Raw genomic sequence first — 12,591 nt, 5'->3', positions numbered from 1 at the left:
CATGGATCCGAACCGGCAGCCGAATGGGCTGCTCTAGGATCAATAGGCGCAGTGGCGGGAAAGTCGGCTCAAAATAAAACGGCCGGGTGTTTTACCGGGATCGCGGCGCTGTCCCGGGCCCGATCCGGATCAGCAACCACAGGCCCGCGCCAATCATGGCGAACACCGATCCGCTGGCGAGCGTCGCCAGCCAGCCCAGATGATCCACCATCAGTCCAACTACCGGCGCCAGGAAACCGGCGGCATTGCCGCCCGTATTCATGACACCGGTCGCCGCCGAGGTGTTGGGACCCGCGACATACGTCGACGCCGACCAGAAGGCGCCTTCGGTGAACTGCGTGAAGCCGAAACACAGGGAGAGCAGGCCCACCGCGACATACGGATTCGATACGTCGACGCCGGCGATCAGGAAGATCGCCACGAGGATCAGCCCGGTCATCGCGGGCAACCGGCAACCCCAGGTCGCGCCGATCCGTTTGCACAACGCATCGCAGACGAAGCCGCCGAGGCCCGCGAGCACGGCGCCGGTGGCAAACGGCAACACGTACAGCCAGCCGCTCTCCAGCAGCGAGAAGCCGCGCGCGTTCACCAGGTAGGTGAACAACCATTGCGCGAACATGTAGAAGACGTAGTTCATGCAGAAGTAGCTGGCGGCGAGCAGCAGCACGTCGCGGTGCACGAGCATGCGGCGCCAGGCGCCGCGCTCGCGGGCCGCCGGTTCGCGATCCGGCCGGTCGCCCTCGATCAGCCGCACTTCTTCGGCCGTGATGTCGGGATGCTGCGCGGGGCGGTCGCGACCGTACCAGTACCACCAGGCGCCGATGACGAGGCCGAGCGGCGCGAAGACATAGAAAGATCCGCGCCAGCCGTAGTGCACGATCAGCAAGGTCACGATCGGACCGATCGCCGCCTGCCCCAGCGCAAGACCCACGCTCAACATCCCGTTCGGGAAACCCCAGCCTCCCTCGGGAAACCAGCGCGAAAAGGTGCCCGCGATGACCGGAAACAGCGGCGCGTTGGTGGCGCCGAGGATCAGTCGCGTAACCAGCATCGAGACCATCACCCCGGTGGCCGAGGCGGCAAACAGTGTCGGAATGAATCCGGTCAGGAAGGTGAGCACGCCCCAGGTCAGGGCGATGAAGGTGAGAGCCCGGCGCGGGCCGTAGACCTGTCCGAAGATGCCGCCCGGAATCTGCAGCAGCGCATAGCTGAAATTGAAGCTGCCGAGGATCCAGCCGATTTCCGCGTTGCTGAAACTGAATTCCTGCTGGATGCTCGGGATCGCGATCGACAGGTTGTTGCGCAGTAGATAGTTGACGAAACACATCACGAACAACACGCCCATGATCCGGAATCTCACCGGGATCGCGCGCGGGCTGCTCATGTGCACCTCACGCGTTCATCGCCTGGCGCAATTCGCGGTGGCGGGAGCGGTCGGACAGGATGCGGTGCGCCGCGTTGAATCCCGGCGCGCCGGTCACGCCGCCGCCCGGATGGGTGCCGGCCCCGCACAGGTACAGCGCGCGGACCGGTGTCGCGTAACGCGCATATGCCGGCACGGGCCGCATGAAGAACAATTGGTCCGGGCGCAGATCGCCATGGAAGATGTTGCCTTCGGTGATGCCGAACGTGTTTTCGAGATCCGCCGGGGTATAGAGGCGGCTCGCCACGAGCGAACGCCCGACCGCGGGGACGTGTTCGGCCAGGTGCGCGAGCAGCTGGCGCCGCAGCGGCTCACGCGCGTTTTCCCAGCCTTCGGCCGGCTTGCCCGGAAGGTACTGCACGAAACAGGTCATGACGTGTTTTCCCGGCGTCACGAGCGAAGGGTCCAACAACGAGGGCACCAGGCAATCGATCCACAGGCGCTCGTGCACTCTGCCCTGTCGCGCGCTCTCGTAACAGCGTTGCGCTCCTTCGAGCCAGGGCACGAGCGTGAATTGCGCGTTGCGCAGGGTGTCGGCGTCGGGATCGCCGCCTGACAACTTCGGTTCTTCGTCCAGCACCAGGTTGAGCTTGCCGCAGGGCCCGTCCATCTTGATGCCGCGCACGTCGGCGCGGAACTGATCGTCGAGCTCATCGGCCTCGACCAGATCGAGAAACGTCCGCTTGGGATCGGCATTGGAAACGACGATCGCGGCGTCGATCTGCGTTCCGTCCGCCAACACCACGCCTTGCGCGCGGCCCGATCGGATTGTCACGCGATGCACGGGCGACGAGGTGCGGATCTCGACACCTTGCGCCACGCATGCTGCGGCCATCGCCTGCGTGATGGCGCCCATGCCACCCATCACGTGCCCGACGAAGCCCTGCTTCGCCTCGGCACCGCCGCCTAACAAGTGGAACAGCAGCCCGAACAAGGTGCCGGCGTCGTAGGGTCCGCCATGTTTGCCGTACAGACTGTTGGACAGCACCAGCGACTTGAGGTGCGGCGACTCGAGCGAGCGATCGAGAAACTCGCCGAGGCTGCCGGTGGCGAAGGCGATGAGATCCGCGACCTGCCGGCCCTTCAGCCCGCGGAATTTCCAGCCGAAGCGCAGCAGCTCGGCCATTCCCGCGAATCCGCCGCGCTGCAGGTCGGGCGGCGCCTGCATGAACAGCGGCTCGAGATGACGCGCGAGCCCGCTCAGACGCACATCCAGCGACAGGAAACGCTCGCAGTCTTTCGGCGCAACTCGCATGAGGAGAGCACGCATGCGCTCGCGATCGCTCCACCACGGCAGGATCACGCCGTCGGGCATCACCGCCTGGACCGTGGGCTCCGCCGCGATCATCCGCAATCCGTGCCGATCCAGTTGCAGGTCGCGGATGATCTCCGGGCGCAACATGCTGGCCATGTACGACGCGGTGGACACGCGGCACCCGGGCGCCGCCGCGGCATCGATTTCCTCGGTGACGCAACAACCACCGACGATCTCGCGCCGCTCGAGCACCAGCGTGCGCAGCCCGGCGCGCGCCAGATAGAACGCGGTAGTCAGACCGTTGTGTCCTGCGCCGATGACGACGGCGTCGTATCGGGATGTCACGTGAGTCCTCAGCTCACCTTGGACAGATCGCCGAGGTGGCGCTCGAGATAACGCCGGATGTCGAGACTCGGATCCTCCATCGGCGCATAGAAGCCGCCGCGAAAGCCGCGCGACTTCATCCCGTCCTGCACCGACTCGCAGATCTGCCAGTCCTGTTTGTTGACGATGTCCCAGAAGTCGACGACATCGGCCGGGTCAAAAGATGCCTTCGCGATCTCGTCCGGATGGAACAGGAATTCGCAGGCGATGCGCGTGTGATCCGGACCCATGGGCCAGAGCGTGAATGCGGCAATGTGTTCCGCCGCGGCGCTCAGCAGCAGGTTCGGGTATGCGACTTCGCCCTTGTGATGATCCTTCTCCTTCTCGGAGAGCCCGGGAAACGGCGCGCGACTGGAAGTGCCACTCATCGTGAAAGTCCAGGCGCCTGCGCGGTGCGGAATGCCATCGTCCCACTCGAGGCCGGCACCGCCGCGCTCGCGGAATGCCGGCACCAGCGCGCACAACTCCGGGTGCACCGGACCGCAGTGATAACACTCGTTGTAGTTCTCCATGATCACTTTCCAGTTGGCGCGCACGTCGTAGACGATCTGCGCACCGCGGCGCAGCTGCGCGAGCCGGTATCGCACCAGCTTGTTCTCCGGCACCGCCAATTGCTCGTGCAGCGACTGGGCCGGCGTGGTGGAGAGATTCACGAAGATGAAGCCGCCCCAGGTGTCGAGGTGAACCGGCACAAGAGAGAAATTTTCCTTCGGGCAGGACGCATCGAACTGCACGTACGGTGCCGCGCGCAAGCCGCCGTCGAGGTTGTAGGTCCACGCGTGATACGGACAGACGACACCGGTTGGCATCGAAGTCGAACGAGTGGCTGCCGGCTGTTCCGGATCCGGCAGCGGCGCCGTGCGCACCAGCCGGCTGCCGCGATGCCGACAGACGTTGTAGAACGCCTGCAGCGAATCGTCCTTCTGCCGCAGGATCAACACGCTCTCGCCCGCCACGTGCACGTGCAGACAGTCGCCGCGCGCCGGCACCTGCTCTGCGCGGCCCACGCAGAACCACTGCGCATGGAACAGCCGCTCGCGCTCGAGCGCGAACACGCTTTCGCTCGCATAGAAACGCGCCGCCAACGCAGGTTGAAACTGCTTCGCAAACACGCCTTGTTCGGTGGGATTCACGGCAACCTTTTATCTCGTTTTGCTCAGATGGCAGGACCCGGATGTATCGGTGAGCCGTCGAAAAACCGCTGCAACCGAAAAGACCGTACCTCGTCGCCATCGGCCACACCCCGGACCATGTCGGCGATGAGTCTACCGGCGCCGGGACCAATGCCGAAACCATGTCCGCTGAATCCGCTGGCCACGAGGAACCCGTCGTGTCCGTCGACCTGCGAGATCACCGGCAACACGTCGGGCGACGACTCGATGATTCCACCCCAGGTTTCCACGAATCCGGCGGCAGCGATCTGCGGGAAACAGCGCCCGAGCGCCGCCTGCATCTGGTGCAGCACCTGCTTCTCCGGCTCCGGATGCAGCATTCGACGCCGCTCGAAGGGCGAGACCTCATCCATCGCCCAGCTCGAGGGCGTGCGCAGCGCCTCGAAGAACCCGCCGTTCAGCCGGGCGCGGATCGAGTCGTGACCCTGCAGAAAAGCCGGCCAGAACTTGCGCGCGTAGCGCAACGAGTCCGGGGTCAATGAATGCAGGAACGAGCCGCCGTGCGCGACGGTGTAGCCACCGTCCGCCCGGCGGCGGATCGCGATGGCGGGGCACCAGGCTTCGCCGGCGAGAATTTCCCGCGCCGGCGCGGTGCGGGCGACGGTGCCTAACACCGTCAATTGCGGGAAGTCGATGCCCAGCGATCGGCAGAAGCTGCGCGTCCAGGCGCCGCCGGCGCAAACAACCATGGACGCCGCGACGCGCCCTCGTTCGGTGATCACACCCTGGACGCGGCCGGCGGCGCGATCGATGCCGCGCACCGCGCAATGGCTGAAGATCTGCGCGCCGCGCCGCTGGGCGGCACGCGCGATCGCCGGCGCCGCGCGGCTGGGTTCGGCGCGTGCGTCGCTCGCGGTGTGCAACGCGCCGCTCCAGCGGCGCGCCTCGCTTCGCAGGATTGCCGCGAGCTCCCGCGCATCGAGCATGCGCGTGTCGAGCCCATGCTCGCGCGCGACGCTCAGCCATTCCGCCAGCGCCGCGAGTTGCGACTCGTCTTCGGCGAGGTAGAGCGATCCACCCTGCACGAAGCCGATGTCACCCAGTTCCTCGCGCAGCTCGAGCCACAGCTGCAGGCTGCGCATCATCAGCGGTAGTTCGATGGGTGAACGGCCTTGCTGCCGCACCCAGCCCCAGTTCCTGCCGGATTGCTCGCCGGCGATCCGGCCTTTTTCGAACAACGCGACGCGCAGGCCCGCGCGCGCGAGAAAATACGCGGCCGAGCAGCCGACGATGCCGCCGCCGATGATCGCGACGTCCACGATCCCGGGCAGCACGTGGGCATCGCTCCACGTCCACTCGTCTTTCAGAGTCGCCTGGACCTGTTGCTCGCCGGGCATGCGATTATCCGGTCATTCCTGCGGCAGCGGCGGCGGACCGTCGGGTAGATAGGCCTTGAAGACCGCCCCGCCGCGTCGCTGCTCGAACTCCGCGCGCACCGCACGCAGCGCCGGCGGCTGCTCGTACAGATCCACCATGGTCGCGGCCAGCGTCTTCGCGGCGACGATCATCCCCTTGTGGCCGATCGACATGCCGCCGGTGGCCACCACGGGCCAGGCGTGCCAGGGCGTGGCCTTCGGCGCGGTGACCACGGTGAGATTCAGCGTCGGCACGACCCAGCTGACGTCGCCCACATCGGTGGAACCACCCTCTTCGATCTGCCCGTCGAGCGACTCGATGCCGCGATCCATTCCGACCGCGGACACCTCCGTCGCGGCCTGGATCTTTTTCGCGAACGCGTCCTCGTCGGCGGTGTAGGTCGGGGTGCCGATCCAGCGCAGGTTCGCGTCGAGCAGCTGCGCGCCGGTCTTGTTCAACAGCACTTCCCAGCTGCCGCTCTGCAGTTTCACGTCGACCTTCGTCTCGGTCATCAGCGCTGCGCCTTCGGCGATCTTGCGGAGGCGCCCGTACAGCTGTTCGACTTCACTGCGCTTCTGGTCGCGCGCCCAGATCCACACCGCGGCGTGATCGGGCACGACGTTCGGCACGTCGCCGCCATCCGTGATCACGTAGTGCACGCGCGAGGACAAGGGCATGTGCTCCCGCATGAGATTCACGCCGTGCGTGAAGGCCTCGACGCCGTCGAGCGCACTGCGGCCGTTCCAGGGATCCGCCGCCGCGTGCGCGGCGCGGCCGTGGAACTCGACGCGCAGGTCGACCATGGCCTGGGCGGTCACCATGTCGGCGCGGGACGTGTCGCCCGGGTGCCACGCGAACATCACGTCGACCTCATTGAACACGCCGTCGCGCGCCATGAACGTCTTGCCGCCTACGGCTTCCTCCGCCGGCGTGCCAAAAAAGATGACGCTGCCCTTGAGCTTGCCGGCGGCAATCCGCTCTTTGATGGCAAGCGCGGCGCCGAGGCTGGCCGCACCGAACAGGTTGTGGCCGCAGCCATGGCCGGCGCCGCCCTCGACCAGCGGGCTCTTCTCGGCCTGCGCCTTCTGCGACACGCCGGGCAACGCGTCGTATTCGCCCATGATGCCGATGACGGGTTTGCCGGTGCCAAACCGCGCGACGAAGGCCGTCGGCATGCCCGACACATTGCGCGTCACGGAGAAACCCTGCGATTCGGCGTAGTCGGCCAGCAGTTTCGAGGACCGGTGTTCGCGCAGCGCGGTTTCCGCGTATTCCCAGATCTGGTCGGACAACCGGGTGAGCTCGGCGGCATGCCGGTCGACGGCGGCGACGGCGGCACGTTTGTTGGGGCTGGGTGTTGCGGCGGCGGCTGCGAGCGGCCAGACGGAGAGCGCGGCCACGGCTACGGTCACGAGACGGGTTCGCATTGTTGTTCTCCCCGGAATTGCGTCGAGTGTAACCCGCGAAACCGGCGTGCTGAATCGAGAACCCTCTTGCGAACGCCAAGCTCCCGCGTGTTCGTCCATAATCGCCCGCATGAAAGAAATCCGTCGCAGCAACGAGCGCGGCGCGGCCGATCACGGCTGGCTGCAATCGCGTCACAGCTTCTCGTTCGCTTCCTACCAGGACCCGCGGCATACGCAGTTCGGACCCTTGCGCGTGATCAATGAAGATCGCGTGCAGGCCGGCGCCGGCTTCGGCACGCACAGCCATCGCGACATGGAGATCGTGAGCTACGTGCTCGAGGGCGCGCTCGCGCACAAGGATTCGACCGGAACGAGCTCGGTGATCCGTCCGGGCGACGTGCAGCGCATGAGCGCGGGCAACGGCGTGAGCCACAGCGAGTTCAACGCGTCGAAAACCGAGCCCGTGCATTTCCTGCAGATCTGGATCATTCCCGACCGGGTGGGCATTCCTCCCAGTTACGAGGAAGCGCATTTCGCGCCGGCCGAGCGGCGCGGCCGCCTGCGGCTGATCGCCTCGCCCGACAAGGCGGACGGCTCGGTGCTGCTGCACCAGGACGTGAATATCTTCAGCGGACTGTTCGATGGCGATGAACACGCGACGCTCGCGGTCGCGGGTGGCCGGCACTCTTATATTCATGTGGCGCGCGGCTCGCTGCACGTGGCGGGGCTGCATCTGGAAGCCGGTGATGGTCTCAAGATCACGGACGCGGGCGACCTCGAGTTCAAGGAAGGCAAGGCGGCGGAAGTCATTGCATTCGATCTGCCTGGATGACGGGTCGCGCCGTCGAGCCCCCTTTTATGAGACCCCCTTTCGAAGGATAGGCGTCATCGCGCGCGAGGCTTAAGGTAGCGGCATGAATCCCGCTCTTGCCCGATCGCGAGGTGTGCGTCTCGAGCGTGTGGCCGCCTCGCCGCGCTGGGATGGCGAGCGCTTTCGCAACACGCATCCGGCACCCCGCGGCGAAGCCGGCGTCGCGATGCCGTCGCTCGGCGACTTCGTCTGCGGCGGCGACCGGCGCGTACCGCAAGGGCCGCTGCCCTCGCTCAACCCACTCGACACCTGGACCCGCACGCCACAGAGCGGACTGCGTGCCACGTGGTTAGGTCATTCCACCGTGCTGCTCGAGATCGACGGATTCCGCGTGTTGACGGACCCGGTGTGGGGTCCGCGCGCGTCGCCGTCGCGGTTCATCGGGCCGAAGCGGTTTCAGCCCGTGCCGGTTTCGATCCGCGAGCTGCCGCGGCTCGATGCGGTGCTGGTCTCGCACGATCACTACGATCACCTCGACTACACGACGATGCGGCTGATGCGCCGGATGGAGGTGCCCATCGTCACGTCGCTCGGCGTGGGCGCGCATCTGGAAGCGTTCGGGATCGCTCCCGGGCGCATCGTCGAGCTCGACTGGTGGGAGACCTGCCGCTTGCCGGGCACGGATCTGGTGTTGACCGCGGTGCCGTCGCAACATTTCTCGGGCCGCGGATTGAAGGACGGCAACCGCACGTTGTGGTCGTCGTGGGTGGTGGAATCGCAGCGGCACAAGGTGTTTTTCAGCGGCGATACCGGGCTGACGCCGGAATATGCCGGGATTCGCGAGCGGCTCGGTCCGTTCGATCTGAGTCTGCTCGAGGTGGGCGCGTTCCACCCCGCCTGGGGGAACATCCACCTGGGCCCGGCGAACGCGCTCAAGGCGCACGAGTTGTTAGGCGGCGGCGCGCTGCTGCCGGTCCACTGGGGCACGTTCAACCTGGCGCTGCATCCCTGGGACGATCCGATCGAGACGCTGCTGCGCCTCGCGCCGCACTCGGCATCGCGATTGATCCTGCCGCGGCTGGGCGAACCCGTGGAGCCCGCGCAGGACCACGCGCTCGAGACCTGGTGGCGCGGAATAGACGACACCGCGCGCAAACCGAGACGGGCGGCGAATGCGCGCATGCCCAAGGCGATGCCCTGGCCGATCGATTGAGAGCCTACCGGTACGCCGCCACCATCGACGACATCTCGCGCAGGAAGTCCTGCGAGCGCACGTGTCCCGGCGCGGACGACGCGAACGGCTCGCGGTACCAGGGCCAGGCGTATTCAACCGTGCGCTGGGGGCGATCGGCGCGCAGCAACGTGAACTTGCGCGTGCTGAAACCGCGCCGGATGGTGGTACCGACGCTCTCGGCGCTGACCGAATACACGGCGCCATCGACCAGCACGAACAAGCCGGCTTGGTAGTTAGGCTCGGCGTCGAAGCGCTCGCGCGACGCGGCGAAGTACGCGGCGAACACGGGACCCTTGACCGACTGGATCTCACAACCGACTCCCAGCACGTGGGCGGTGTTGCGCGGCTCGCTCATGGGCTCGATCTCCGCACGCGCGGAATGAATTTCGAGGCTATAGAAAATGCGGGTCCCGGCGGCCGCAGCCTGGAGTCCCGCCACGCAGACCCGACCGGAGTCGGGCAGGTGACCGGTGTCATTTACGAACATGGAGGAGTTAGTACCACGAACCGGCGGAAATGTTTTCGCACTGCGGAAATTATTGTCCCGGCAGTGGCGACAAGACAATAACCCAGGCGCGCTGTCCGTTCGATTTCGAAGTTCGATACGGCGCCGCGGCCCGGGCGAACTTCCGTGCGGTCGCCAGCCCGGCCCGATGCCACCCGCCTCCCGGCCGTCCAAGGCCGCCGGCCGGTTTCCCGAGCGGCAGCCTCAAAGCCGAAAGCCGCCCCACGAATTCCGCCGAGCAGAAAAATAGGCATGTCCCCTTTTCGTCACTTCAGCGCGGCGTCGACGATGGCGCGCGCGTCCTCCTGGATCCGGCGCAGGTGATCGGCGCCCTTGAAGCTTTCCGCATACACCTTGTAGACATTCTCGGTACCCGACGGACGCGCGGCGAACCAGCCATTCGCGGAAACCACTTTGAGCCCGCCGATCGCCGCATCGTTGCCCGGCGCGCGCGTCAGGATCGACACGATCGGATCTCCGGCGAGCGCGGCCGACTTCACGTTCTGCGGCGTCAACGCGCCTAACAACTTCTTCTGCTCGGGCGTGGCCGGCGCATCGACGCGCTGGAACACCGGCTCGCCCAGTTCCTGCGTCAGCCCGCGATACAACTCGCCCGGATCGCGCTTCAGCCGCGCGGTCATCTCGGCGGCCAGCAGCGCCGGCGCCATGCCGTCCTTGTCGGTGGTCCATACCGTACCGTCCTTGCGCAGAAACGACGCGCCGGCGCTTTCCTCGCCGCCGAACCCCAGCGTCCCCGCCAGCAATCCATCGACGAACCACTTGAACCCGACCGGCACCTCCAGCAGCTTGCGGCCGAATTTCGCGGTGACGCGCGCGATCAGGTCGCTGCTGACGATGGTCTTGCCGATCGCCGCATCCGCGGCCCAGCCCTTGCGATGCTCTAGTAGATAGGCAATCGACGCGCTCAGATAATGATTGGGCGGCAACAACCCCGCGCTGCGCGTGACGATGCCATGCCGGTCGTGGTCCGTATCGCAGGCGAACGCGATGTCGAACCGCGTCTTGAGACCGATCAGGCCCTGCATCGCATCGGGCGAGGAAGGATCCATGCGGATCTTTCCATCCCAGTCGACCGTCAGGAAGCGAAACGTGGCGTCGACTTCCTGGTTGACGACCGTCAACCGCAACCCGTACTTCTCCGCGATCGCGCCCCAGTAATGCACGCCCGCGCCACCCAGCGGGTCCACGCCCATGTTCAGGTTCGACGACCGGATCACGTCCATGTCGATGACCGAACCCAGATCGTTCACGTAGGTGTTCAGATAGTCGTGGCGATGCGTCGTCGGCGCCTTCAACGCCTGCTCGTACGCCAGGCGCTTCACGCCCGCAAGTCCGTTCAGCAGGAAATCGTTGGCGGTGTTTTCGATCCACTTCGTGGCATCGGTGTCGGCCGGCCCGCCGTGGGTCGGGTTGTATTTGAAACCGCCGTCGGCGGGCGGGTTGTGCGACGGCGTCACGAGGATGCCATCCGCGAGCCCGGTCTTGCGCCCGCGGTTGTAGCCGAGGATGGCGTGTGAAACCACCGGCGTCGGCGTGTACTCATCACGCTCGGCGATCATGACCTCGATGCCATTGGCGGCCAGCACCTCGAGCGCGCTCGCGCCGGCGGGCGCGGACAACGCATGGGTATCGAGCCCAAGGAACAGCGGTCCATCGATGCCCTGCTTCCGCCGATACAGACAGATCGCCTGCGTGATGGCGAGCACGTGGTTTTCATTGAAACTGCTGTCGAATGCGGAGCCGCGATGCCCGGAGGTGCCGAAGGCGACGCGTTGCGTCGAGATGCGCGCATCCGGCGCGAGCGTGTAATACGCGGTGATCAGCCGCGGCAAATCCACCAGCAGGGAATGCGGAGCGGGCTTGCCGGCGAGGGGATTCACAGGGGGAGTCGCGGTCATGGATTTCCTTATCTTGTTGAACTTCTTTGACGGGAATTTATAACGTCGTGGTGAACCCTGCTGTCCAATGCGACGTCAGCGATGTAAGGTCGGCGCAGAGGTTCAGCATGCAGCAACTTGGGATGATCGGGCTAGGCCGCATGGGCGGCAATATGGTGCGGCGCCTGGCCGATGCCGGCATCGAGTGCGTCATTCATGACGCCAACACGGCGGCGATGTCGGCGCTGGCGCGTCCCGGCGTCATCGGCGCGCCCACACTCACGGAGTTCGTCGCCAAATTACGCGCGCCGCGCGCGATCTGGCTGATGTTGCCGGCCGCCATCGTCGACCAGGAGCTGGCGCTGCTGCTGCCGCTGCTCGGTGCGGGCGACACGGTCATCGACGGTGGCAATTCCTACTACCACGACGACATCCGGCGCGGTTCCGAGCTCAAGGCCCGCGGTATCCACTATCTGGATGTGGGCACGAGCGGCGGCATCGCGGGGTTCGACAACGGCTATTGCCTGATGATCGGCGGGGAGAAATCGCAGTTCGACCGGCTCGAGCCGATCTTCGCGGCGCTCGCGCCGGGTGCGGATCCGGGGCTCGATCCCGCCGTGGCGAAAGGCACGCTGAGCACCGCGCAGCGCGGTTACCTGCATTGCGGGCCGCAGGGCGCGGGTCATTTCGTCAAGATGATCCACAACGGCATCGAATACGGCGTGATGGCGGCGTTCGCCGAAGGCATGAACATCCTGCGCAATGCGAACGTCGGGAAACGCACGCACGCGGCCGATGCGGAGACGACGCCGCTACGTAATCCCGAGCATTATCAATTCGACCTCGATCTGGCGCAGATCGCCGAGGTCTGGCGCCACGGCAGCGTGATCCGTTCGTGGCTGCTCGACCTGACGGCACAGTCGTTGCGCGACGATGCGAACCTCGACGCATTCGCGGGGCGGGTGTCGGATTCCGGCGAAGGCCGCTGGACGGTGACCGCGGCCGTTGAAGAAGGCGTGCCCGCTCCCGTGATCACGACCGCGCTGTTCAGCCGCTTCGAATCGCGTGGCAACGCCGACTACGCCGACCGCTTGTTGTCGGCAATGCGCAAGCAATTCGGCGGCCACGTCGAAAAGAAATAAAGGGG

The 12,591-nt window shown here is 66.1% G+C and carries 10 protein-coding genes; 3 read left to right on the top strand and 7 right to left on the bottom strand.

What is annotated here, in order from left to right; all coding sequences use genetic code 11:
• Positions 1-91: 91 nt before the first annotated feature.
• From WDO72_17670 to WDO72_17650, 5 genes are read right to left on the bottom strand one after another with little or no spacing between them, the layout of a single operon-like run.
• Positions 92-1,384: an MFS transporter gene (locus tag WDO72_17670; GenBank protein MEJ0087507.1), complete on the bottom strand. Its 1,293-nt coding sequence runs from the start codon at positions 1,382-1,384 to the stop codon at positions 92-94.
• A 7-nt stretch (positions 1,385-1,391) separates the two neighbouring features.
• Positions 1,392-3,023, bottom strand: coding sequence for an NAD(P)/FAD-dependent oxidoreductase (locus WDO72_17665; GenBank protein MEJ0087506.1), 1,632 nt, complete (start codon positions 3,021-3,023; stop codon positions 1,392-1,394).
• Positions 3,024-3,031: 8 nt separating this feature from the next.
• Complete coding sequence (locus WDO72_17660) at positions 3,032-4,195, bottom strand: aromatic ring-hydroxylating dioxygenase subunit alpha (GenBank protein MEJ0087505.1); 1,164 nt, start codon at positions 4,193-4,195, stop codon at positions 3,032-3,034.
• Positions 4,196-4,218: 23 nt separating this feature from the next.
• Positions 4,219-5,571 carry an FAD-binding oxidoreductase gene (locus tag WDO72_17655; GenBank protein ID MEJ0087504.1) on the bottom strand — a complete coding sequence of 451 codons (1,353 nt, stop codon included), beginning with the start codon at positions 5,569-5,571 and terminating at the stop codon, positions 4,219-4,221.
• Between the two features lie 12 nt (positions 5,572-5,583).
• Complete coding sequence (locus WDO72_17650) at positions 5,584-7,017, bottom strand: amidohydrolase (protein ID MEJ0087503.1); 1,434 nt, start codon at positions 7,015-7,017, stop codon at positions 5,584-5,586.
• 109 nt (positions 7,018-7,126) lie between these two features.
• On the opposite strand from WDO72_17650, the gene WDO72_17645 reads away from it, so the two are divergent.
• Together WDO72_17645 and WDO72_17640 are read left to right on the top strand one after the other, a co-directional pair.
• On the top strand, positions 7,127-7,828 hold the full coding sequence (locus WDO72_17645; protein ID MEJ0087502.1) for a pirin family protein: 702 nt from the start codon (positions 7,127-7,129) through the stop codon (positions 7,826-7,828).
• 82 nt (positions 7,829-7,910) lie between these two features.
• Positions 7,911-9,020: an MBL fold metallo-hydrolase gene (locus tag WDO72_17640; protein MEJ0087501.1), complete on the top strand. Its 1,110-nt coding sequence runs from the start codon at positions 7,911-7,913 to the stop codon at positions 9,018-9,020.
• A 4-nt stretch (positions 9,021-9,024) separates the two neighbouring features.
• Here the strand turns inward: WDO72_17640 and WDO72_17635 are convergent, their stop codons facing one another.
• Positions 9,025-9,396, bottom strand: a complete 372-nt coding sequence (locus WDO72_17635) for a hypothetical protein (protein MEJ0087500.1) — start codon at positions 9,394-9,396, stop codon at positions 9,025-9,027.
• Between the two features lie 416 nt (positions 9,397-9,812).
• Entirely contained in the window at positions 9,813-11,465 is a 1,653-nt protein-coding gene (gene pgm, locus WDO72_17630; protein ID MEJ0087499.1) for a phosphoglucomutase (alpha-D-glucose-1,6-bisphosphate-dependent), read from the bottom strand.
• A gap of 107 nt (positions 11,466-11,572) precedes the next feature.
• Between pgm and gnd the strand changes: the two genes are divergently transcribed.
• Positions 11,573-12,586 carry a decarboxylating 6-phosphogluconate dehydrogenase gene (gene gnd / locus WDO72_17625; protein ID MEJ0087498.1) on the top strand — a complete coding sequence of 338 codons (1,014 nt, stop codon included), beginning with the start codon at positions 11,573-11,575 and terminating at the stop codon, positions 12,584-12,586.
• Positions 12,587-12,591 lie beyond the last annotated feature (5 nt).

It is taken from the genome of Pseudomonadota bacterium (genome assembly GCA_037200975.1).
Taxonomy (GTDB): domain Bacteria; phylum Pseudomonadota; class Gammaproteobacteria; order Steroidobacterales; family Steroidobacteraceae; genus CADEED01.
The sequence above is the reverse complement of the archived record's forward strand: the minus strand, read 5'-3'. Positions and strand labels throughout refer to the sequence as shown.

What these genes read in the sequence shown, in the direction of transcription:
- WDO72_17650 (MEJ0087503.1), bottom strand. Translation starts at nt 7,017, where the DNA reads ATGCGAACCCGTCTCGTGACCGTAGCCGTGGCCGCGCTCTCCGTCTGG.
- WDO72_17670 (MEJ0087507.1), bottom strand. Translation starts at nt 1,384, where the DNA reads ATGAGCAGCCCGCGCGCGATCCCGGTGAGATTCCGGATCATGGGCGTG.
- WDO72_17655 (MEJ0087504.1), bottom strand. Translation starts at nt 5,571, where the DNA reads ATGCCCGGCGAGCAACAGGTCCAGGCGACTCTGAAAGACGAGTGGACG.
- gnd (MEJ0087498.1), top strand. Translation starts at nt 11,573, where the DNA reads ATGCAGCAACTTGGGATGATCGGGCTAGGCCGCATGGGCGGCAATATG.
- WDO72_17645 (MEJ0087502.1), top strand. Translation starts at nt 7,127, where the DNA reads ATGAAAGAAATCCGTCGCAGCAACGAGCGCGGCGCGGCCGATCACGGC.
- WDO72_17635 (MEJ0087500.1), bottom strand. Translation starts at nt 9,396, where the DNA reads ATGAGCGAGCCGCGCAACACCGCCCACGTGCTGGGAGTCGGTTGTGAG.
- pgm (MEJ0087499.1), bottom strand. Translation starts at nt 11,465, where the DNA reads ATGACCGCGACTCCCCCTGTGAATCCCCTCGCCGGCAAGCCCGCTCCG.
- WDO72_17640 (MEJ0087501.1), top strand. Translation starts at nt 7,911, where the DNA reads ATGAATCCCGCTCTTGCCCGATCGCGAGGTGTGCGTCTCGAGCGTGTG.